Source organism: Crenothrix sp. (assembly GCF_043729335.1).
In the GTDB taxonomy this organism is placed as follows: domain Bacteria; phylum Pseudomonadota; class Gammaproteobacteria; order Methylococcales; family Methylomonadaceae; genus Crenothrix.
This window is the reverse complement of sequence record NZ_JAYTLQ010000019.1, coordinates 101,195-122,640: the sequence shown is the minus strand read 5'-3', so window position 1 is coordinate 122,640 and position 21,446 is coordinate 101,195. Positions and strand designations below refer to the sequence as shown.

Genomic DNA, 21,446 nt, shown 5'->3' with positions numbered 1-21,446 from the left:
TAAAGTGAAGGCAATAGCTAAAGTGTATACCTTCAAACTATTTGCGTATTGTTTTACCCGTTATTTTAACAAAAAAACCGACAATAGTTTTTTTGTTACGAGAATATTCCCTTCACATGCTCGAGTATTTCTTTAACAGAAGTTTCCTTAATGGTTTTAATCAGCTCATCCATCTTAAACGCATGATGCCTTTCATAAGCTACGCCGTGTTGCGGGGCATCGGCTAACCCAGTGGCTCTGGCATGGTCGACAAAACCTTGATTTTTCCAGAAGAACGCACCTGGCATAGTGGTGGGGATTACCAATACAAAGAATAATGATCGACCAAATGCCGCCATCACCAGCATAGATATTACCAAGACTAATCCAGCCAAATAACCAATAAGCCCTGACAAACCCATTACAGCAATAGCCGCTACCAAAGCCACATTAAAAGCTAACAAGGCATTTCGCAGCTTATAAGATTTCCCATACGTAGTGACTTGCTGATAATAAGATGCTGCACCTTCGTGGCTAGCACCCTCCATATCACGGGCGTGGGCAATATGCCCGTAGCCTTCAACAGCTAGACCAATAGCAATGATTGCCGCCAAACCCTGTAACAATCCCTGACTACCAACCAATGGCAGAAGAGCAACACTGACAACCGCAATCAACAACGCGCCAAAACTGAGCATAGTACCCACAAATGCGCTACCGGTTTGCCAATGATTCCAGAATGGCCTGGCCGGAATACGGTACAGCTTGTACATGTAATACAAGCCAATAGCCCCGCTCAACACGCCAACAAAAGCAAAGACATTAGCAATGGCATTTAACAAGGGCACATTCCATAAGCCAAACACCACGTAGCCTAAAAGCCCCGTATAAAACATCGAAACCCCTGCAATCTCACGGCTGACCGGTGATAATTTTAGGTTATTAAAGCCCCGATAGAACCGGTGCGGCTTGCCCAAGTGCATGTTCAGTTTAAACAAGCCGAACGTGCTGACGGCAAATATCAACAAAATTAACGGAACAAATGCGTTGGAATTTTTTAGTGCAACAATGGCATCAATCCCCAACCAGTTACCCAGCATTAGCATGGAAAATGCACCGATGGTCGCTTGTGTGCACAAAGTAAATAGCACGTGGGCGCTTTCGTGGCTGGTCAGTAGTTTGCGGAAATTCCAGTGCTGTTCCCTGCCCTGTTTTTCATCGACCACTGGCTTAAATTTGCCTAGCTCGTCATCGCGGTGGTATTTCAGCGGCATGTCGTCGGTGCGGGTCACTTCCCGGTGCGTGTTATGCGTGTTCTGAAAACGGATGTTGGGGTGAGTAATATCTGTGCTGGGAAAACCTGGAATTTCAGTTTTTGCCTGGATGCGGTTTTCAGGAATATTTTCGATGACACCAAAATCCAGGGCATTGCCCAAACACGCCGCAACACAGGCAGGTTTCAGGTTGACTTCCAAGCGGTCTACGCACATATTACATTTGGAGACCTCACCTTTTACCGGATCAAGTTGCGGCGCATTATACGGACACACCCACGTACAATAGCCACAACCGAAGCAAATATCAGGGTCTTGCAACACCGCACCGTATTCGGCAAATTTGGTATAGGCGCGGGTGGGACAGCCCGTTAAGCAAACCGGATCATCGCAATGGTTACAGGCCATTGATATATTGGTACGTTGATAATCCGGGTACGTACCTGCTTCAACAAAGCCCACCGACCTAAACGCAATGTGCGCGGGCACGTCGTTCTTTTCGCTACACGCCGATTCACAGGCATGGCAACCGATACAGTTGTCGGAATTAAAATAAAAGCCGTGCTGTTTGTAGCGGTTGGGGTTTTCACCAATCGCCGTATCGCCGTTGATGTTCAAGCTTTTGCAACGCAAATCGCTGTCGGGTTCGGTTAGTTCTATTTTTTGGCCGTAGCGGTTTTGCTCTTCGTTAATCTGGTCTCTTAAAAAAGCGTATAAGGGTTCGTCGGGGCGTGGTTCAAACATAATCTATCCTAATGTAGGTTGGGGTGAGGTAACAAACCCCAATATTTGGTGCGCTGTTTCGTTGGGATTCCTTGCATCATCCCAACCTACAAATCTGTCTTTATTGCGTTCATACACCGTCCCCGTTGTTTAGGCAGACATATCAAATGCCCGTTATCAAAAAATCCAGTGCGCCAATAATGTCATTTCTATAAGCTGAAACATTATCCACGACAGCCCCCAATTCTTTTCGGCTTATCCCAGCAAGCTGTGGCGTTAATGCTAAATAATACTCGGTTTTAATCTCCAAACGGGGCATAAGCCGCGTCATTGACGATGGATTACCGCCCGCCGCAAGGCACAAGGGTATAACAACTGTAGTCGCCAAATCAGATAACAAGTCACTTTGCACATCCAGCAAATAAGGGACTAAGCGTCTGGTTTTTGGATGCTTGTTTTCGTACACATCGAATTGCGCCATCAAAAACTCCGCAATTCGTCAGAAAATACACCTTGTTCTTCAACCTCTTGGTTATAACTTGCAATTGCCGTCCGATTGGCCTTCAACCAATCGGATGCTTGTTGTTGCCTGATCAATTCAATAAGCTTTTGTTCCATTGCAGCCGACAAATTAATGTTCAAGGCTTTAGCCTTTTTTATTAAGTCGCTGTTTACACTTACGTTCGTCGGTTTTTTGGCTGCGGATATATCATATAATGCTTGCATGGCATAACTCCTAGATGGATTAATAATGCGCCTATTATATGCGCATCATTAATGCTTATCAATATGCGCAACCATTAATAAGTCCGCGATTCCTTACTCAACTGCGCTGCATAATCCTGATCCACCTGCTCAATAGCCACTGCCGATTGCTTAAAAGCCGGCTGCCTGGAATGCGGATCCAGCAATCCCAAGGTTAAACGGTTAACGCAATCATAAAAATGAAACGGGATAAACACCATGTTCTTGGGTACGCGATGGGTCAGCATCACCATCACTACCGCATCACCACGCCTGGAAGTGACACGCACATAAGACTGGTGCTTAATGCCCAGTTCGTGCGCGGCATCTGGGCTCATTTCCATAAACGGTATCGGGCTGAACTTGTTGTTATTGCCGATCTTGCCGGTTTTGGTGCGGGTATGCCAATGCTCCACCAAGCGACCAGAATTCAGCCAAAACGGAAACTGTTCATCCGGCACTTCGTTATTGTTGATAAACGGCAAGGGAATCAATTTTGCCCGGCCATTGGCATAGCAAAAAGTTGCCGATTCCGTGTACAAGCGCTGTGTACCTTTTTCACCTTGCGCCGCCTGCTCTTCTGTGTACGGCCATTGGATGCCGCGCTCTTGCTCGATCAGATCATGGCTCATACCGGAAATATCACACAAACGGCCTTTGGATAACGTCTTCATCTCCTCAAACACATCGACGGGGCGTTCAGGAAATTTAATGATCTGGCCGTTATCAAACCGTTTAGCCAATTCGTTAAAAATCTGCATATCCGATTTAGAATCTTCAAACGGCGGCGTTACTTGCCGTGTGATATTAACGCGGCGTTCGGTATTGGTAAACACGCCTTCCTTCTCTGCCCATATCCCTGCCGGTAAAAAAACATGGGCATATTGGGCGGTTTCCACATCGGTATAAGCATCTTGCACCACCAAGAACTCCAGCTTCTCCAGAGTTTTTCGGATACGTGCGGTGTTGGCCATTGAAGTCATAGGATTGGTGGCCACCAGCCAGAGTCCTTTGATTTCTCCGGTTTCTATCGCGGGGAAAATATCGGTTTCAGTTAAGCCGCGCTTCTTGGGAAAGAATTCAGGATCAATACCCCAAAACTTGGCGATCTCCTCACGGTCTTCCGCTTTCTCCAACGCGCGGTAGCCCGGCAAACCAGAACACGACGACCACTCGCGTGTACCCATCGCATTGCATTGGCCGGTAATCGACAAACTGGTGCCACCCGGTTTGCCGATATTTCCAGTGACCAGATTCAAGTTGTTGATGCCCACCACGCCATCGGAACCGTGTGTACTTTGGTTGATGCCCATCGTCCAGATGCTCATTGCCCGATTGGCTTTAGCATACAGGCGCGCCACCGTGCGGATGGTATCTTCGTCTATACCACAGATTTTCGCTGCACTGGTGGGGTCGTAGTTTTCGACTTCCTTGGCCAGCTCGTCAAAGCCGGTGGTGTTGGCGTTGATGTAATCGCGGTCTTCCAGGCCCTCTTTGAGGATGACGTGAATCAAAGCATTTTGCAGGACGACATCGGTGCCTGGGGTAATCGGCAAATGGATGTCGGCATTTTGGGCAAAAATGGTCACGCGGGGGTCAACCACGATGAGCGGAAAGGGTCTTTTTTCCATGGCATCTTTCATGCGCCAGTAGATAATGGGGTGTTGTTCCGGCAGATTGGAACCCCAGGCAATCAAACAATCGGTGTGTTCAAAATCTTCATAGCAACCTGGCGGGCCATCGGAACCGAACGAGCGTTTATAGCCGGATACTGCCGAGGCCATGCACAAGGTGGTATTGCCATCGTAGTTATTGGTACCGATTGCGCCACGCACCAACTTGCCGAGGGTATAGAATTCTTCGGTAAGGATTTGGCCAGTCGATACTACCGCAAAGGAATCTCGTCCATACGTCGCCTGAATGCGCTTGATTTCCGAGGCCATTTTATCCAGTGCCGGATCCCATGCACTTACTGCATACGGCTCATGGATATGGTCGCGGATTAAGGGGGTGGAAGCGCGGCCTATCGCTTCAAAAACCTCGTATTCAAAAATGCCTTTCAGGCACAGTTTGCCACGGTTAACATCCGCGCCACCTACGCCCCGTGAGGCAACCGGTTTGCCGAGTGCATTGGTGCCGATTTCAATCGAACAGCCGGTAGAGCAATAGCCGCAGGTTGAATACGTCCAGTCGACCACACCCTTGTCGGCCATTTTGATGGGATTTTTTTTGTAGCGTCCAAATAGCATAGGTTTATTCGTCCACGGTATTAGAAACCAAATGAAGATTAATTAAATATTATTTTGTCCACGAAAAACACGAAAAAAATCAAAAGATATAAACGCTATAAAAAGCGTTAAAAACTCAAGTACATCTGATTATATTTGGCCGAACACAAGTAAATAGCTCTTGTTTTTTTCGTGCCTTTCGTGTTTTTCGTGGACAAGGCTTTTGCAATCAATCCGGCAAATCAATCGCTCCCTGAGCAAACAACACCGCCGAACCACCCACCCGTAAGGCTAATTCCTCAAGGCCTTTATTATCCATTTCCAGATTAATCACACTGCGCCGACTCTCGGCATCGCCCCGATCCACCGCATACACATGCGTGCCTTTCTGGGTCTGCTCAAATGAGCACAAGTACGATGCAAATGCTGGCATGGCAGATCCTATCGGTGGATCTTCATAAAGACCAATGTGTGGCCCTAGCAAACGCGCATTAAAATCAGAATCGGTAAACGGTGTTTTTGGTGCGAACAACAAAATCTCCTGCGCGGCGGTTTGTGGAGCGATGGATTGACCCCACGCCGCGCTGTTAAATTTGGCATGCCGGACAGAATCGTAATTCCACACCGGCACGATCAAATACGGAAATCCGCACGACACTAAACGCGGTGAATATTTTTTATGATCCAGTTCCGATTGCTTGATGCCTAGAAAGCTGGACAATTCATCATCGGTGGGTGCAAAACGGTCGATAATCGAAGTTACTTTACGGGCAAACTGCACAAAGCTAGGTTTGCCATCAACCGCCGTAATACTGACGGCAATCGCCCCGACATTCTGTTGCAAAACAATATCTGTAATCTTCCCTGTTAAGGCAATATCGCCACACAAACCCAAAACATAAGCAGTGGCAATAATAGGATGCCCAGCAAAATCTACTTCCTTTTTAGGGGTAAATACGCGCATCTTGCGGGTATTGTCGCTAGCGTCTGGATGAAAGACAAAAACCGTTTCCGATAAATTCAACTCTCTGGCCAGCAACTTCATGGTGGCGTCACTTAAGCCGTCGGCGTAAGGAAATACCGCTATTTGCGCCCCGTTAAACAGTTGCGTGGTGAACACATCGGCGATGTAGTAGTCGATTTTCATGCGCTGGCCTCTTCGTCAATAGATGCTTTCATCTCACCGTTAACCGATAGCGCTACCTGGATTTCTACCCTGCCATTTTGTATGCGTACCGGATACACAGGCACGGCAATCTGTTCGTCTTCAACACAGACACCGCTAATCAAACTAAAATGCTGTTTGTATAACGGCGATGCCACCACTGGCTCACCTTTCACATCGCCTATAATGCCGCGCGATAAAACATTGGCTTTACCAATAGGGTCATAATTGCCGATAGCATACACAACGGCTTCTTTCGGCATGTAGAAGAGTGCCACCTGCTGGCCTGCAACCAACACGCAAACGCCTGAATCCGGCTGCAAATCATCGCTGCTGCACACATCTTTCCAAGCCATCATCAAGCCACCTCCATGATCTTAAAATGCTTGCGCTCTTCTTCATCGGCGGGACGTATCTGGCCGCGTTCTTCGACAAACACCACGTTGTCGTCGGGCTGGTCGCTGTTGATAAAATGCCGAAAACGTTTGAGTTTGTTTTCATCGGCTATGGTGGTTTTCCATTCGCATTGGTAGGTGTCGATCACATAGCTCATCTGCTGCTCCAGTTGCTCACACAAGCCGAGTTTATCATCAATCACTACCGATTTTAAATAATCCAAGCCACCTTCCATATTTTCCATCCAGACGGAAGTGCGTTGCAAGCGGGCGGCGGTGCGTACATAAAAAATCAGCACACGGTCGATGTATTTAATCAGCGTAGCCTTGTCCAAACCCGTAGCGAACAGATCAGCATGGCGCGGTTTCATGCCGCCGTTGCCGCATACGTACATATTCCAGCCGTTTTCGGTGGCAATCACGCCAATATCTTTGCTTTGTGCTTCGGCACACTCGCGGGTGCAGCCTGACACGGCAAATTTCAGCTTATGCGGCGAGCGCAAGCCCTTGTAGCGGTTTTCCAGTTCTATCGCCAAGCCCACGCTGTCGTCTACCCCATAGCGACACCACGAACTACCCACGCAAGATTTTACCGTGCGCAGCGATTTGCCATACGCATGCCCAGATTCAAACCCCGCATCGATCAATTCCTTCCAGATATGCGGCAGTTGGTCGACCCTGGCACCAAACAAGTCCACCCGCTGGCCACCGGTAATCTTGGTATACAGCGCGTATTTTTTGCCGACTTGCCCCAGTGCAATCAGCATGTCGGGGCTGATCTCGCCGCCGGTAATGCGCGGCACCACCGAGTAGGTGCCGTCTTTTTGCATATTGGCCAAAAAGGTATCGTTGGTGTCTTGCAGGCCTAAATGTTCATTGGCCAGCACATACTCGTTCCAATACGAGGCCAGGATAGAACCGATGGTCGGTTTGCAAATCTCGCAGCCTTTGCCGTGGCCGTGTTTATCCAGCAGCTCATCAAAAGTTTTGATTTTTTCCACTACCACCAAATTATACAAATCTTGGCGGGTGTACGGAAAATGCTCGCACAGATCGGTGCTGACCGCGATACCCTGCTTGGTCAGCTCGCAGTCCATAACGGATTTTAGCAACGCCCCGCAACCACCGCAGCCGGTCGCGGCTTTGGTTTGCGCTTTTAACGCGCCCAAGGTAATAGCGCCTGCGTCTATGGCCTGACAGATTGCGCCTTTGCTTACATCGTAGCAAGAACAGATTTGTGCCGACATCGGCAGGGCATCCGGCCCCAAGCCCACCGATTCATCGCCGCGTGGCGGTAAAATCAGCGCATCGGGATTTTCCGGCAATTCGATACCGTTTAAACAGTATTGCAATAGCGTACCATAGCCAGACGCATCGCCCACTAACACTGCGCCCAGCAATTGCTTTTTGTCCTGGCTGACCACCAGGCGTTTATAAACCTCAGTCGCACCGTTTTGGTAGGTGTAGACCAACGCGCCCTGCGATTTGGCATGGGCATCGCCGATACTGGCGACATCCACGCCCATCAGTTTTAATTTGGTGCTCATGTCTGCGCCGGTAAAGCTACCTTCTGCACCGGCAAGATCAGCCACCACAGTCCGTGCCATCGCATAGCCAGGTGCAACCAAGCCGTAGATCATGCCATTCCATAACGCACATTCACCGATGGCATAGATGGCAGGGTCGGAGGTTTTGCATTGGTTGTCGATGACAATGCCGCCGCGTGGCCCTACGTCCAAGCCGCACGCACGGGCTATGTCATCACGCGGACGGATACCGGCTGAGAACAATATAATATCGGTTTCCAACTCTTCGCCGTCGGCAAAGCACATCTTGTTGACGCAGGTTTCGCCATCGGTAATCAAGGTGGTATTTTTGCCGGTATGTACTTGCAGGCCTAAAGCTTCCACTTTTCGGCGTAACATGGCACCGCCAAATTCATCTAACTGCACCGCCATCAAACGTGGGGCGAACTCTACGACATGGGTTTCTAGCCCCAAGTCAGTTAACGCTTTGGCGGCTTCCAACCCTAGCAAACCACCACCGACCACCACGCCAACCTTGCTGGTTTTGGCGGCACTGGCCATCGCCTCCAAATCTTCAATAGTGCGATACACCAAACAATTCGGCCTGTCATGCCCAGGCACGGGCGGTACAAAAGGATAAGAGCCGGTGGCTAACACCAATGTGTCATAAGCAATGGTAAGACCTTTGGCTGAAGTAACGGTTTTGCTGTTGCGATTGATACTTGCAGCCTTGTCACCCAAATGCAGGGTAATATTATTATCGGCAAAAAAGCCATCTTCTACTAAAGACAAATCGTCTGCGGTCTTACCTGAAAAAAACGCCGACAAATGCACACGGTCATAAGCGGCGCGAGGCTCTTCGCAGAAGGTGGTAATGTGATAACTGTCTTTGCACTGGCTGGCCACTAAGCTGGCCAAGAAATGCTGTCCTACCATACCGTTTCCGATAACGACCAGTGACTTTTTTGTACTCATGCTCTACCCCAATAACTCGATTGTTCCGTTATTATAGATAAAGCAATTCGTATGCCATAAAATCAACAAACTGATTTATAGCGCATTTTTAATAATGAGCACAAAAGCTGTGCGTATTGGCGCACTAAATCAGTGCGCAGGGTGCATTTATAGTGCATAAAAAACGGATGACTAGCGGCTACTACCTTAATAGAAGCACTCTAATTTTGCAGACTATCTATTGCCCCATCCTTATAGAAACACGCCCCAAAATAAACACCACTCTTAAATTACCCCATCCCAACTAATATGGCATAACAATTGCTTTTACCTAAATAACGTAACTTTTATTTGATGGAGCAACGCATCATGTCATCACCCAAACTCAACCTGTTCTCGTTTTCGGGGAACATTAAAATCCTGCACATGACCTGGATAGCGTTCTTTATCAGCTTTGTCGTGTGGTTTAACCATGCACCGTTAATGCTGTCGATTGCCAAAACGCTTAATCTTAGTCAGCCGGAAATCAAAACCATCCTAATTTTAAACGTGGCGTTGACCATTCCGGCACGTATTATTATTGGCATTCTGGTGGATAAGTTCGGCCCTAAACGCACTTATTCAACTTTGCTGGCGCTGGGCAGTATCCCCTGCTTTATGTTCGCGGTCGCCACTAACTTTCAAGAGCTGGCGTTAGCGCGGTTTTTAATGGGCTTTATTGGTGCGGGCTTTGTTATCGGCATTCGCATGGTGGGCGAGTGGTTTCCGGCCAAACAGGTTGGTATTGCTGAAGGCATTTACGGCGGCTGGGGTAATTTTGGTTCTGCCGCTGCCGCTATCGCCTTGCCATCGCTTGCGCTAATGTTTGGTGGCGATGAAGGCTGGCGTTATGCCATTGCTTGCACCGGTGTTATCGCCCTGCTCTATTCAGTGGTGTATTTTTTTAGTGTGACCGACACCCCGAAAGGCTCGACTTATTTTAAACCCAAAAAAGCCGGTGCAATGGAAGTATCCAGCATCTGGGATCTGTTCTTTTATGTGCTGATGAATATACCTTTGTATGCGGCATTAAGCTTGATCACTTGGAAGGTATCGGCTTTTGGTGGCGCCAATTATACAAGCCTGATCTCAGCTACCACAGCGGTGTTCATCCATATTGCTATCTGGTGCTTGTTTGCCTATAACGTGTACAAAATCGTGCATATTAACGAAGAGCATTTGCAAAAGCCTATCGAAGAGATTCATAAATACAAGTTTAAACAAGTGGCGATTTTAGACTTGGCGTATATGATTGCCTTTGGTTCTGAGCTTGCTGTCGTATCAATGTTGCCGATGTTCTTTTTTGAAACTTTTCATGAAACGCAAGGCATTACCATGATACAAGCCGGTTTGTTAGGCGGCTGTTTTGCCTTTATCAACTTGGTGGCGCGGCCTATGGGCGGCTGGTTTAGCGATAAGTTTGGCCGCAAGTTTTCGCTGACGGTATTTATGGCCGGCATGGCATTGGGTTATTTTATTATGTCGTCCATTGATGCCGAGTGGCCGATCGTTGTGGTGGTGTTGCTGACGATGTCGTGCTCTTGTTTTGTGTCGGGTGGCTGCGGTGCAGTCTATGCTATCGTACCGTTAATTAAACGCCGTATGACCGGACAGATTGCCGGTATGGTGGGGGCGTATGGTAATGTTGGCGGGGTGGTGTTTTTGACTATCTTGTCGTTTGTTACGCCATCGATCTTTTTCTTGGTAATGGGCGGGGTAGCGGTAACGGTATTACTGGCCGTGCAATTTATTGATGAACCACAAGGCCACATGGCAGAAGTGCTGGAAGATGGTTCTATTGAAATGATTGAGTTAAGTTGACAATGACCACACTCAAAGCCAGCATTGGCTTTGCTACCGATAAAGGCATAAAGGCCGACAACGAAGATTTTGTCGGCGCTATCATGCCGGACGAACCGCAACTGACCCACAAAGGCATTGTTGCTGCCATTGCCGATGGCATGAGCGGCAGCGATGCCGGCAAATTGGCCAGCCAATCCTGTGTTGGCAGTTTTCTTAGCGATTATTACAGCACACCGGATACTTGGTCGGTTAAGCAGGCTGGACAAAAAATCCTTTCCGCCACAAATTCATGGCTGTACAGCCAAGGCCAAATCCGTTATCAATCAGCTAAAGGCATGGTGAGCACCTTAAGCATTATTGTTTTGAAATCCACCACTGCACACATTTTTCATATTGGCGATTCCAGAATTTATCGTGTGCGGAAAGGCAATTTTGAACAAATCACCCGCGACCATCGTATCTGGGCTTCTCATGATAAAAACTACTTAAGCCGTGCGATGGGCATAGAGCCCCGATTAGAAGTGGATTACAAAACCCTGCCTCTGGAAAAAAATGATCTGTTTTTGATGACCACAGATGGCATACACGATTTCATCGACGATAAAACCCTAAAGAACTTACTTGCCGAAAACATCGAGCTGTCCATTTTGGCTGCAAACATTGTGCAACAGGCCAAGACCAATAACAGCGATGATAATCTGACCTGCCAATTGCTCAGGGTTGAAGGCTTACCGGATGCCAAGGAAGACGAAATCCTGCGTCGCCACGCCAATCTTCCGTTTCCACCGCCGTTACAGTCGGGTATGCTGCTGGATGGCTATCGTATCGAAGCGGAACTGCATGCCAGCAAGCGTACCCAAATTTACCGCGCCTTGGATACCCTCACCCATACGCAGGTCATCCTAAAAACACCCTCCATACTTTATGATGACGACACTCATTTCATTGAGCATTTTTTGCATGAAGAATGGGCGGGAAAGCGTATTAATCATGATAATGTGCTTAAAGTTCTCAGCAGTGACCGTATTAAAAGCTGCGTGTATTACGTCACCGAATATCTGGAAGGGCACACCTTAAGAGAATGGATAACGGCTAACCCCAAAGCCGACATCTTAACGGTTCGAAAAATAGTGGAACAAATTGCCAAGGGCTTGCATGCTTTCCACCGTAAAGAGATGCTGCACCAAGATCTTAAGCCGGAAAATATTATGTTCGACAAAAACGGCGTGGTTAAAATTATCGATTTTGGTTCGGTAAAAATTGCCGGTATCTCCGAAATTTTACCTATAGATGCGGATAGCGAAGATAATATTTTGGGTACGCTGAATTACACCGCCCCCGAATACCACAGCGCACAACGCGGTACAGTAAAATCTGACCTATATTCTCTGGCAGTGATTGCTTATGAAATGCTCAATGGCAGCTTACCGTTTAGCCAGGATATGCCAGAAAAACCCAGCCAGGGTTATTTAGCCAGCTTACGCTATGTGCCGAGTTTTCATCATAACCCTATGGTTCCCCTCTGGATTGATGGCGCACTAAAAAAAGCCACGGCGATAACGCCACATACCCGTTATAACGAATTGACGGAATTTCTGTACGACTTAAATAATCCCAATCCCAGCTTTATGCACACCGAAGATTTCATCCCACTGATACAGCGTAATCCATTGCGATTTTGGCAGGGGTTATCTGCACTACTGCTGATAATTATTTTAATATTGCTTTATCAAATAACGCCATAGCCTGCTCATAACGGTTAAAGAGGTTGACAGGCCATCAAATGAGGGCTAAAAGATAAGCTAACAAAATCTGCAAGATGGCAGAGAAAAGGATGCTCCGCTAACTCTCAACTTACTATAATAGGGGTGATGACAATGATGCGCATGATAATGGAAGTAGTGATGGTGATAGTGGTGGTGACCGGAATGGTGTTTATGATGAAGGTGTCTGCCAACGAGAACAAGGAAGGTAAAAAACTACGGGATTATGGCGAAGACACTGAAAAGAATGATGAAGATGATCGCAAAAGTGAATAGAAGGAATGTTATTTGCGAAATTTGGGGATATTCCGTAAGCTTTGTCTAAACCGATTCCTTACCTGAGTTCATTGAACGCCTCATTATTTCTGACTACGTTATAGGTTACAAAATTGAGCAACCCAGCAAAACCACAGGTTTATTTCAATAGTGCTTGCCCGGTATGTCGCGCGGGTATTAATTCTCAGCGTCAAGTCATGGGCTTGTATGACGTGGATATCGAATGGATTGATATCCATAAAAACCCTGAAGCGGTTCAGCAGCTTGGCGCGACGGTGGAAGAAGTGCGCGAGCGCTTGCATATTAAAGATGAGCAAGGCCGCATCCATGTAGGCTCCGAAGCCTTTAAAGAACTGTGGATACGCACGCCAACGCAGCGCTGGCTTGGAAAACTACTGGCCGTGCCTGTGCTAAGCACTATTGCCGAGACTTTATACAACAAATTCGCCCATTATCTATATCAATGGAATCGCAAAAAAGCCCGTTGGTAAACCTGCCCCAAACTGCCCTGAAAAACCCTACTTAACTGAAATCGGCTACGGAGCGTCCGTTCGTCTGAGCTTGTCGAAGGACTTGTGGTTCATGGTTCGACAAGCTCACCACGAACGGCTTTTTTAAAACTGTCCCGTCTTAGTTGGTAGCCACTAAATCAATCACCTAATAATCTTTCAGATGCACGGCTTTTGAGTCATGCCTTGAACAATAGTTTTTGTACAATATCACATGCTCTTTAAGCATTTGAAGGTAATCTTGATCAGTTTTGGCTTTTTGATAGTACGCAAAAAAAATGGCTGCTGCTTGCGCTTTTTCGGAGGTTAATGCATCATCAGCTTGCTTCTTAACGCTTTTATCGGGGTTATATTTTCGGCCACTGGGATGATTAGCGTAACGACGAGATCTCGTCCAGCCCATCATCAGATATTTACGCGCCATGTCCATGCCCACAAATTCATTGGTTTGTTTATACGCCAAAAACAAAGCATAAATTTTTTCCGCGGATTGCTGAGCCATCGCAAGCGTTTTAAATCGCCAAAAAGGCAAAATTTCCGATTTGTAAGGTTCTGCCATAAGAACCCCTTGCTCACCTTTTCCCACAGGATAAAGCTCAGGATATTTGCGAAAATCTATCGCTCTGTAGGCGGCTGCATATTGAGTTTTTAAATTTGACATTACTAGCAAAGTCTTGAATGAATTAGCAGCTTAAGGCATAAAATTCGCGTATACCTCGCTTATTCAACTGTCATAACCTTGTTAATAATCAATTGGTAAGCATCAGATGGCACACTCACCGCACCGTGATAGGGACGGTCTAACGCAGCGGTCAGAAAAATCAACAATCCAATCATGGTCGCCAGTCCTCCTGTTAATAATGCATGCAATCTTACGTCCTCTAAATGAAAACAATAAGAAAAATTAATGCACAATACACCGCCCACCAACACCACAGCCCATAAAATGGGCGGAGCGCCCCAATGCACAGTTTCTATGCGCATACGACGGTATTCGACCATTCGATTAAACATGCTGAGTGCCTCCGCATGTAACATCTTTTGACTTTCTGTTTTGGGTTCAAAACGGTATAAATTGCGCTGAAAATCATTAAGCATACGCGTCCCTCCATCCAAAATTTCCCCTCGACGTTGAGCAGGCCATTCTTTTTCTACAATAAAGGCCGTGTAGTTAAAAATTTGTTTATCCAGCGCTTCTCTTGCAGGTGATGGATAACCCGTTATATCCCGATAAATAGCCGCAATCCCAGCCGCTTCTTTAGAAACAATTTCTGATACTTGGGAAGAGCTTTGCCAGGTAGCCACGACAATTAAACCTAAAGTAATACCATAAATCACTAGCATTCCAGAAAAAAACCAGCCTACCACGCCATTGTCAATTAACGTTACCCCCACGGTTAGTCGCTGATAAACCTGTCGATGCACAACTAAAAGCCCTACCAGGGAAAAGCCAACAAATCCCCCGATGCACAGCAACCCAAACAACCAGGGAGAAATATCAGTTACAGATTCTAGCAAATGCCAAAATCCAGCGCCTAGTAATCCTAATAAAATCAGCAGCCCTAAAATGTCGACCATTATGCTGAGCGATGTGGGCTGCTTAGAAACCGCAGACTCGAAATAATTATTCATAAAATGACATTCATAAAAAATCCCCAGTGCCTGATTAAAAGATACTCAAGGTGGTTAAGCGTAAACTTTTATAATATTAATTTTTAAAAATAATGTCCGTCTGTTGTCACACATACTTGAAATTTATTTCATGCCATTCTGGGCGATCTACATAAAACGGGGCACTCATTGATTGGAAAACTTACCACGCACGAGTAATTCACTTGCCCCGCTTTAACTTGTAAATTCAACCCGCATCCGTTAGGTTAACTGCAACGCGCCACCACAACTACTGCCTTGCCCAGCGGTGCAGCCATAACAATGTTCACCTACCGCAATCGCCGCATCAGTCAGACTATCATCCAATAACTCACGAAGATGAATCTTGGCTTTATCATAGCCACCCAGGGGCAGATTTAGCATTTGATTAAAGTCGCAGTCGTAAACATAGCCTTGCCAATCAATGCTCAAGGTATTACGGCACATCACATGCTCAAGATTGTTTTCGCAGTGGCTGTTTTTTAAAACTTGCATATAATCATCAAATAACCCTTTGCTAATTAACATACTGCCAAAACGCTGAATGGGCAAATTAGCTAGTGCAAATAACTGATTAAAGTCAATGTCATAGTGCTGTTTTAAATGCTGCTTGTAAGCGAATTCCAATGCATTTTGCTCGGGAGGTAAGCTAGTGCCTTGCGGGTTAAAGACCAGATTGAGTTTGAGCGGACTATTCGGTTGCCCGTAACCTAGCTTGTTTAGTTTTTGCAAGGCTAACAAGCTCGCATTAAACGTACCCTTGCCACGTTGCTTATCGACGTTATCTTCTAAATAGCACGGCAAAGAGGCAATAATTTCAACGTTATGCTCGGCCAAAAATCCAGCGACATCTTCATAGCCAGGTTCTTGCAGGATGACCAAATTACAGCGATCAATAACCTTAATACCCAGATTTCTGGCCTTAGTAACTAAATATTTAAAATGCGGATTCATTTCTGGAGCACCGCCGGTTAAATCCAGCGTATGGATAGCATGCTGCTGCACAAAATCCAAAATGAGGTCAATAGTGGCCTTATCCATAAGTTCCGTACGCTTGGGGCCTGCATTAACGTGGCAATGCGTACAACTGAGATTACACAAATAGCCCAAGTTAAGCTGCACTATTTGTAGTGCATGCCGATTAATGGCAGGAAAATCGGTATGTTTAAGATAAGGAAGCGTATCGTGCATAATCAGTTTTTGCTAAAGTAAATATCACCATAGTAAGCAGTAGCCTTACCTTGGGTGTTGTCGGTATCTGTCATAATGGCGACGGCATCAATATACGGGATATCTTCATGGAATTGTTGTTTAAAATCGGCAAGCACATTCCGCTTTTCTGTATACCATGTGCCAGTTTTATCATCGGATGAACGAACAGCGATCATCATAACGTTATCGCCCGCAAAGGCGTTTGGCCATGCTTTCCCTTTGGGTGTAGTGCTGGCCCAGACATAATTAATGGCTTTAGTACGCCAAAAAGCGATACCACTAGGAACAACCACATAAATTCGTGCGGCATAGTCATCGCCTGAACGGGATTGCTCGTCAATTTTTCCAAGCATGTTATCAACGCGCCAGCGCCAATTGAGGATCGGTGTTTTTTGCAGATCAATGCGCTGCTCTTTAAAAAGTCCGGAAGCACTATTAACACTTTCTGCTTTTAAAACTTTAGTGCCCGCGTCATCGATAAATTGATATTGGGTCTTATTTTTAAATTCTCGGATTTGCCAATTTGTGAGTGAGCCTGACGAAAAATCACCCAACATAAGCAAATTATCATCGGCAAGAGACGGTTTACTCAGCAGCATGAGCAACAGTAGGTAAAAATACTTAGTACGCCATGTCATTTTACAACTCGCTTAAAGGGTGTAAGTGCTTGATTTATGCAATTCAGTAACCAATGTTCCTGTAAATATACCAATTTGTAATAAAAAAACCATAGATAGGCTAGTTTATTTTTTTTGTTACTATATAATGGCCGCCTCATCAACGTTATCGATGCCTCGGTGGCGAAATTGGTAGACGCAAGGGACTTAAAATCCCTCGGTGGTAACACCGTGCCGGTTCGACTCCGGCCCGAGGCACCATACAACGCTCAAATTTATTAGCGTGCTTTTTTCTTTAAAGCTTTTAGATTTAACGCCGCTAAACGCTACACAAAACCGCCTAACATAAGGATTATTTCCTTATCTAAAACAAAATCACAAAGATTGGCATTGAACCCTCAATCATTACATCAAGCTAGGCTTATTCAATCGTTTTCAGCTTAAAAATACAAGCTACTTAATAGCCTGATCATTAAACTAACAAGCATTGCCAAATACGAGCATGAGCGTCAAGAAGCGCATTTACAATACAACCATAGTATTTGTACCCCCGTATTTTTTTAAGGTTTAAGTAAAACCTAAAATCACTCAATGCCAAGCATTTTTATTAACGCTAATCCTCGGCTGACTCAAAAAAAATGTCGCTAAACTTGCACCGATCGTATCGGCAAGCCAATCCATTGCGTCAGAAGATCGCCCACTTACAAACGACTGATGCCACTCATCCGTTGCGCCATACACACTACAAAAAGCAATACTGATTAAAGCCAAGGTCATGGTTCGAGCAGTAAAGCACCTAAAACAACGCCATGCCAAAACTCCCATAATGAAATAAGCGCTGGCATGATACAGCTTGTCTTGGTATAGAATGCCAAAATCAATCGGTGGCTTTAGCGATGTTTGCGCGGAAAGCCAGTAAATATAAGTGCAATAAGCACATAAGGCCAGAATGTTTAAAAGTTTAGTTCTATCTGTTTGCGGTTTAATCATCATAAAAGGCGAATCATGAAAACGGTATTTGAATGCGCTGAAGCATTTTTAGGTAGCCCAAGTATAGAAGAAAAGTTGGCACTTACTCATCATGCTTGGCAATGTGAACAATCAGGGCTATTGCATTTTGGCACGAATAGCCCGGTGATGACCATTGATAACGTTAATTTTCCCGCTAAACCGGAATTATTACCGCCGCGCGCCATGCCCAACCGCAAGTTAACCACTCATGAAGGTGTTGTGGCGTTTTTTCATGCCATCGCGCACGTGGAATTTATGGCCATCAGCTTGGCGTGGGATTTATTGTACCGATTTCGCGGATTACCTGAGCAATTTTATAAAGATTGGCTGCGTGTTGCCGATGAAGAAGCCCAGCATTTTGAATTGTTGCAAGGTCATTTACGCAACCTGAATGTCCAGTATGGTGACCTGCCTGCCCACAATGGCTTATGGGATCATGCTGTCGATACAGCAGATGATTTGTTAGGGCGTTTGGCAATGGTGCCACGCTGCATGGAAGCACGAGGTCTGGATGTCACTCCGAGCCTTATCGCTAAATTTGCAGCGAAGAATGATACGATTGCCGTTGCACTATTAACACGAATTTTAACCGATGAAGTCGGTCATGTAGAGCGTGGCTCACATTGGTTTAAATTTGTATGCGGACAACATGGATTAGTGCCGGAAGCCCATTATCAAACCTTAATTACGCACTATTATCGGGGCGGTAAGCCGAAAGGCCCTTTTAATCGAGAAATGCGTATAATTGCAGGCTTTACCAATGCCGAATTAGACTGGTTGGAAAGTTAATCATGATGAAAATACACACTCTTGCCGATTACCCTCTGTTTGCCTTAGGCTTTAGAGTTTTTTTTGCTTTGGCAGGCTTATCTGCACTGGTTTTACTGATACTTTGGAGTTGTATTTTTAAAGGGGCACTCACGCAGGATAATTATTTTTCCGGAACCTATTGGCATGCGCATGAAATGCTGATGGGTTATACAGTGGCGGTTATTGCTGGATTTTTACTGACAGCGGTTAAAAACTGGACAGGTGCAGAAACGCTAACCGGAAAGCCGTTAGCCGCATTGGCACTGTTGTGGTTGTACGGGCGCGTCGTCCCCTTTTACGAAGGCTTATTGCCTGATGTGCTGATTGCGCTAACCGACTTTGCATTTTTACCGATATTAGCTTATCAGGTCAGCAAACCCATTTTGCGTGCTAGACAGTATAAAAACTTAATTTTTGTAGGCTTGTTACTGTTGTTGAGTGTAGGTAACGGCCTAATCCACAGCGAAATCCTGGGCTTTCAAAAATCAACTGCGGCTATCGGCATTCAAATTATTATGGCGACTATCATCGTCCTTATTTTGATTATTGCCGGTCGTATTTTTCCTTTCTTTACAAGTCGAGGCTTATCCTCAAGCCTGGTTATCAAAAATCCGCTTTTGGATGCGTTAGCGATTGCCTCGGCAGTATTAGTCTTTGATTTACAAATTTTTGGCATTACCGGCACTGTGTTGGCGATTGCCAGTATTATTGCTGCGCTGGCTAATCTGGTGCGGGTTTATAGTTGGTATGTCCAAAAAATCTGGTATGTGCCATTGTTATGGGTGCTGTATACCGGCTACAGCTGGCTAATTTTAGGATTTGGTTTAACCGCATTATCGGCTTATGCAATCGTCTTACCCTCTGTTGCTATCCATGCGTTTACCCTAGGCGGTATCGGCGTACTCACTGTGGGCATGATGGCCAGAGTCTCTTTAGGCCATACCGGCAGAGCGTTACGCGCATCCAATAGCATCGTCATTGCCTTTGTGTTGATTAATTTGGCTGCGGTGTTTAGGGTATTGTTACCGATTGCTTTACCTAGCTGGTATGGCAATTTAATTTATATGTCTATATTGCTATGGTTGGCGGCATTTTCATTATTTGTTTTTGTATATTTTCCCATATTGTCCAGCGCACGAGTTGACGGCCAACAAGACTAACCGCATGCGGTCATGTTCTCAAAAAAGCTAGCTTGTTCTCCAAACGCTATAGCACAAATTAGAAAAAAAATACTTCATCTGTGTGTGAAATAGTTCACAGATTTTTACGCAATTTTGCTTTACTATTAAATCTACTTAAAGTTTGGCTCTGTCTGCTTAAGTAATGGAAATAGTTAGTAATGGTATTTGTGTAGTGTGGAGGGCAAGATATGGACTTACAGGCATTCATAAAAGTTAATAGACGGTGCTATTTTATTCCGCTATTGATGAGTAGCATGGCATCCGGTACAGAATTTTATCCTGTGGATTTTGCCGCCGGATATAATCCCATTACTCAACAAGCACAAACCAATCTTACTGCGCAGGGCTTTAGTCCCGGCGCACTTGATGGCATGCTGAACAAAGATACCACCGCAACCATTGTGGCCTTCCAGGATACATCTGACCTACCGGTTACCGGAGTTCTGGATAATACCACGCTGGCTAATCTAGCCATTACTACCTCCGATGATAAAACCCCACCCGTGCAAAATTGGCGATCTATGCCAACACAAGATGAAGTCGACCTTTTGGTTTCTACTAGTGCCTATGCCGATTATGTCGCCAACGCCCCCGGTGTTAATTTAGATATCCCCGGCGTAGCCATACTAGAGGCTATGAACCAGAGTGCCGATACATTTGGTAGTCGGCGTCTGGGTGAACTTGGACATACTGATAAAGGCCATAAAGCAACAACGGCTTGTTTAAAAACTTTAAAATCAAGCGCACAGTGGTCAGATATTACCCTGCATTATTATTGCCAAATGACATTGCCGCGCAGGTGTTATTCATTGGCAACATGGGGCCAATCAACAGACGGAGTCCCCTTGTCCAGAACCAATGCCTATGCGGGATGCACCAAGGGTGAGTTAGCTTGGTCATCAGACTTCACTTGGGTGGCGACAAACCAGCCTTTGGTATTTCAGTTTGTTATGTTTGGTCAAGCGCACGCCTTTAATCATGATCAGGAACAATCGGTCATCAATGCATTTTATGGGGTTGAGCATCCCAATGATCCAGAAGAGTGCCGGTTAAAGCGTCCTCGTCGAGCGATTGATCCAATAGATGGCTCGCATTGTTTAGCCAATAAAACCATGTTGAAAAGCTTGGTAGGCACGGGTTTTTAAGTATTTATCAGTTGAGTTTACCGCTAGGGGGGCTAGGAGATGGAAAACAATCTTCTTATTATTATGGGTATTGGTTGTATTGTCGCGGCTATTATTGGCGGAGGCTTTCGATTTTTTGAGATGGAAATTCCACTAATCAATTCAATAAAACGGCAGATTCTATTAGGGTTATTCGGCTTGGTGCTTATTAGCCCTACCGTCAATCCCAATGGCTTAACGCATTTTAAATGCGATCGATATGCCCGCGTAGCCGTTGATCAGCAGAAAAAAAATCTGAAATTAGGCTGTAATCTGGCGGGGGATCGATGGCATGATAACGTTGATGGTCATTACAATTGGTGCTTAGGTCAATCTAATGGCAGCTCCAAGCAGGAAATTGATATCCGTAAAAGCAAATTGGATGCTTGCTCTAAATCAGTAAAGATTTAATTGAGACAAATAC

20 protein-coding genes and 1 tRNA gene are annotated in these 21,446 nt (G+C 45.7%); 9 read left to right on the top strand and 12 right to left on the bottom strand.

Annotated features, from left to right (window positions below; translation table 11 throughout):
- Positions 1-95 precede the first annotated feature (95 nt).
- The 7 genes from ACHZC4_RS05295 to nirB all read right to left on the bottom strand — a co-directional run bounded on the left by ACHZC4_RS05295 (position 96) and on the right by nirB (position 9,009).
- Positions 96-1,997, bottom strand: coding sequence for a DmsC/YnfH family molybdoenzyme membrane anchor subunit (locus ACHZC4_RS05295; protein ID WP_394752778.1), 1,902 nt, complete (start codon positions 1,995-1,997; stop codon positions 96-98).
- Positions 1,998-2,139: 142 nt separating this feature from the next.
- A complete protein-coding gene (locus tag ACHZC4_RS05290; protein ID WP_394752777.1) occupies positions 2,140-2,457 on the bottom strand; it encodes a CcdB family protein in 318 nt (105 codons plus the stop codon).
- Positions 2,457-2,702, bottom strand: coding sequence for a type II toxin-antitoxin system CcdA family antitoxin (locus ACHZC4_RS05285; RefSeq protein WP_394752776.1), 246 nt, complete (start codon positions 2,700-2,702; stop codon positions 2,457-2,459). Before ACHZC4_RS05285 ends, ACHZC4_RS05290 begins: the two co-directional genes overlap by 1 nt.
- A gap of 74 nt (positions 2,703-2,776) precedes the next feature.
- On the bottom strand, positions 2,777-4,969 hold the full coding sequence (locus tag ACHZC4_RS05280; RefSeq protein WP_394752775.1) for a molybdopterin oxidoreductase family protein: 2,193 nt from the start codon (positions 4,967-4,969) through the stop codon (positions 2,777-2,779).
- Between the two features lie 208 nt (positions 4,970-5,177).
- Entirely contained in the window at positions 5,178-6,095 is a 918-nt protein-coding gene (locus tag ACHZC4_RS05275) for a PhzF family phenazine biosynthesis protein (protein WP_394752774.1), read from the bottom strand.
- The gene (gene nirD / locus ACHZC4_RS05270) at positions 6,092-6,472 is read right to left on the bottom strand and encodes a nitrite reductase small subunit NirD (RefSeq protein WP_394752773.1); all 381 of its coding nucleotides are present in this window, start codon (positions 6,470-6,472) and stop codon (positions 6,092-6,094) included. Before nirD ends, ACHZC4_RS05275 begins: the two co-directional genes overlap by 4 nt.
- The gene (gene nirB, locus ACHZC4_RS05265; protein ID WP_394752772.1) at positions 6,472-9,009 is read right to left on the bottom strand and encodes a nitrite reductase large subunit NirB; all 2,538 of its coding nucleotides are present in this window, start codon (positions 9,007-9,009) and stop codon (positions 6,472-6,474) included. The genes nirD and nirB overlap by 1 nt, the downstream gene beginning before the upstream one ends.
- Positions 9,010-9,357: 348 nt before the next feature.
- Between nirB and ACHZC4_RS05260 the strand changes: the two genes are divergently transcribed.
- The 4 genes from ACHZC4_RS05260 (at position 9,358) to ACHZC4_RS05245 (ending at position 13,360) form a co-directional block, all read left to right on the top strand.
- Positions 9,358-10,848 carry a NarK family nitrate/nitrite MFS transporter gene (locus ACHZC4_RS05260; protein WP_394752771.1) on the top strand — a complete coding sequence of 497 codons (1,491 nt, stop codon included), beginning with the start codon at positions 9,358-9,360 and terminating at the stop codon, positions 10,846-10,848.
- A gap of 2 nt (positions 10,849-10,850) precedes the next feature.
- A complete protein-coding gene (locus ACHZC4_RS05255; RefSeq protein WP_394752770.1) occupies positions 10,851-12,575 on the top strand; it encodes a protein kinase in 1,725 nt (574 codons plus the stop codon).
- Positions 12,576-12,707: 132 nt separating this feature from the next.
- A complete protein-coding gene (locus tag ACHZC4_RS05250; RefSeq protein WP_394752769.1) occupies positions 12,708-12,869 on the top strand; it encodes a hypothetical protein in 162 nt (53 codons plus the stop codon).
- A gap of 113 nt (positions 12,870-12,982) precedes the next feature.
- Positions 12,983-13,360: a DUF393 domain-containing protein gene (locus tag ACHZC4_RS05245; RefSeq protein ID WP_394752768.1), complete on the top strand. Its 378-nt coding sequence runs from the start codon at positions 12,983-12,985 to the stop codon at positions 13,358-13,360.
- A gap of 166 nt (positions 13,361-13,526) precedes the next feature.
- On the opposite strand, the gene ACHZC4_RS05240 is transcribed toward ACHZC4_RS05245, so the two are convergent.
- The 4 genes from ACHZC4_RS05240 to ACHZC4_RS05225 form a co-directional block, all read right to left on the bottom strand.
- Complete coding sequence (locus ACHZC4_RS05240; protein ID WP_394752767.1) at positions 13,527-14,039, bottom strand: DUF4385 domain-containing protein; 513 nt, start codon at positions 14,037-14,039, stop codon at positions 13,527-13,529.
- A 59-nt stretch (positions 14,040-14,098) separates the two neighbouring features.
- Positions 14,099-15,010 (bottom strand): DUF4239 domain-containing protein, encoded by a 912-nt coding sequence (locus ACHZC4_RS05235; protein WP_394752766.1) that lies wholly within the window; start codon positions 15,008-15,010, stop codon positions 14,099-14,101.
- Between the two features lie 240 nt (positions 15,011-15,250).
- Positions 15,251-16,219 carry an arsenosugar biosynthesis radical SAM (seleno)protein ArsS gene (gene arsS, locus ACHZC4_RS05230; protein ID WP_394752765.1) on the bottom strand — a complete coding sequence of 323 codons (969 nt, stop codon included), beginning with the start codon at positions 16,217-16,219 and terminating at the stop codon, positions 15,251-15,253.
- 2 nt (positions 16,220-16,221) lie between these two features.
- Positions 16,222-16,878, bottom strand: a complete 657-nt coding sequence (locus ACHZC4_RS05225; protein WP_394752764.1) for a DUF3047 domain-containing protein — start codon at positions 16,876-16,878, stop codon at positions 16,222-16,224.
- Between the two features lie 153 nt (positions 16,879-17,031).
- On the opposite strand from ACHZC4_RS05225, the gene ACHZC4_RS05220 reads away from it, so the two are divergent.
- A tRNA-Leu gene (locus ACHZC4_RS05220) sits at positions 17,032-17,118 on the top strand.
- A gap of 327 nt (positions 17,119-17,445) precedes the next feature.
- Here the strand turns inward: ACHZC4_RS05220 and ACHZC4_RS05215 are convergent.
- Positions 17,446-17,850 (bottom strand): VanZ family protein, encoded by a 405-nt coding sequence (locus tag ACHZC4_RS05215; protein ID WP_394752763.1) that lies wholly within the window; start codon positions 17,848-17,850, stop codon positions 17,446-17,448.
- Between the two features lie 12 nt (positions 17,851-17,862).
- Here ACHZC4_RS05215 and ACHZC4_RS05210 point away from each other — a divergent pair, with 12 nt between their 5' ends.
- The 4 genes from ACHZC4_RS05210 (at position 17,863) to ACHZC4_RS05195 (ending at position 21,433) form a co-directional block, all read left to right on the top strand.
- Positions 17,863-18,657 carry a ferritin-like domain-containing protein gene (locus ACHZC4_RS05210; RefSeq protein ID WP_394752762.1) on the top strand — a complete coding sequence of 265 codons (795 nt, stop codon included), beginning with the start codon at positions 17,863-17,865 and terminating at the stop codon, positions 18,655-18,657.
- A gap of 5 nt (positions 18,658-18,662) precedes the next feature.
- Positions 18,663-19,838: an NnrS family protein gene (locus tag ACHZC4_RS05205; RefSeq protein ID WP_394752811.1), complete on the top strand. Its 1,176-nt coding sequence runs from the start codon at positions 18,663-18,665 to the stop codon at positions 19,836-19,838.
- A 266-nt stretch (positions 19,839-20,104) separates the two neighbouring features.
- On the top strand, positions 20,105-21,004 hold the full coding sequence (locus tag ACHZC4_RS05200; protein WP_394752761.1) for a peptidoglycan-binding protein: 900 nt from the start codon (positions 20,105-20,107) through the stop codon (positions 21,002-21,004).
- A 39-nt stretch (positions 21,005-21,043) separates the two neighbouring features.
- The gene (locus tag ACHZC4_RS05195; protein WP_394752760.1) at positions 21,044-21,433 is read left to right on the top strand and encodes a hypothetical protein; all 390 of its coding nucleotides are present in this window, start codon (positions 21,044-21,046) and stop codon (positions 21,431-21,433) included.
- Positions 21,434-21,446: the final 13 nt, after the last annotated feature.

What these genes read in the sequence shown, in the direction of transcription:
- ACHZC4_RS05295 (WP_394752778.1), bottom strand. Translation starts at nt 1,997, where the DNA reads ATGTTTGAACCACGCCCCGACGAACCCTTATACGCTTTTTTAAGAGAC.
- ACHZC4_RS05290 (WP_394752777.1), bottom strand. Translation starts at nt 2,457, where the DNA reads ATGGCGCAATTCGATGTGTACGAAAACAAGCATCCAAAAACCAGACGC.
- ACHZC4_RS05285 (WP_394752776.1), bottom strand. Translation starts at nt 2,702, where the DNA reads ATGCAAGCATTATATGATATATCCGCAGCCAAAAAACCGACGAACGTA.
- ACHZC4_RS05280 (WP_394752775.1), bottom strand. Translation starts at nt 4,969, where the DNA reads ATGCTATTTGGACGCTACAAAAAAAATCCCATCAAAATGGCCGACAAG.
- ACHZC4_RS05275 (WP_394752774.1), bottom strand. Translation starts at nt 6,095, where the DNA reads ATGAAAATCGACTACTACATCGCCGATGTGTTCACCACGCAACTGTTT.
- nirD (WP_394752773.1), bottom strand. Translation starts at nt 6,472, where the DNA reads ATGATGGCTTGGAAAGATGTGTGCAGCAGCGATGATTTGCAGCCGGAT.
- nirB (WP_394752772.1), bottom strand. Translation starts at nt 9,009, where the DNA reads ATGAGTACAAAAAAGTCACTGGTCGTTATCGGAAACGGTATGGTAGGA.
- ACHZC4_RS05260 (WP_394752771.1), top strand. Translation starts at nt 9,358, where the DNA reads ATGTCATCACCCAAACTCAACCTGTTCTCGTTTTCGGGGAACATTAAA.
- ACHZC4_RS05255 (WP_394752770.1), top strand. Translation starts at nt 10,851, where the DNA reads ATGACCACACTCAAAGCCAGCATTGGCTTTGCTACCGATAAAGGCATA.
- ACHZC4_RS05250 (WP_394752769.1), top strand. Translation starts at nt 12,708, where the DNA reads ATGATGCGCATGATAATGGAAGTAGTGATGGTGATAGTGGTGGTGACC.
- ACHZC4_RS05240 (WP_394752767.1), bottom strand. Translation starts at nt 14,039, where the DNA reads ATGTCAAATTTAAAAACTCAATATGCAGCCGCCTACAGAGCGATAGAT.
- ACHZC4_RS05235 (WP_394752766.1), bottom strand. Translation starts at nt 15,010, where the DNA reads ATGAATAATTATTTCGAGTCTGCGGTTTCTAAGCAGCCCACATCGCTC.
- arsS (WP_394752765.1), bottom strand. Translation starts at nt 16,219, where the DNA reads ATGCACGATACGCTTCCTTATCTTAAACATACCGATTTTCCTGCCATT.
- ACHZC4_RS05225 (WP_394752764.1), bottom strand. Translation starts at nt 16,878, where the DNA reads ATGACATGGCGTACTAAGTATTTTTACCTACTGTTGCTCATGCTGCTG.
- ACHZC4_RS05215 (WP_394752763.1), bottom strand. Translation starts at nt 17,850, where the DNA reads ATGATGATTAAACCGCAAACAGATAGAACTAAACTTTTAAACATTCTG.
- ACHZC4_RS05210 (WP_394752762.1), top strand. Translation starts at nt 17,863, where the DNA reads ATGAAAACGGTATTTGAATGCGCTGAAGCATTTTTAGGTAGCCCAAGT.
- ACHZC4_RS05205 (WP_394752811.1), top strand. Translation starts at nt 18,663, where the DNA reads ATGAAAATACACACTCTTGCCGATTACCCTCTGTTTGCCTTAGGCTTT.
- ACHZC4_RS05200 (WP_394752761.1), top strand. Translation starts at nt 20,105, where the DNA reads ATGAGTAGCATGGCATCCGGTACAGAATTTTATCCTGTGGATTTTGCC.
- ACHZC4_RS05195 (WP_394752760.1), top strand. Translation starts at nt 21,044, where the DNA reads ATGGAAAACAATCTTCTTATTATTATGGGTATTGGTTGTATTGTCGCG.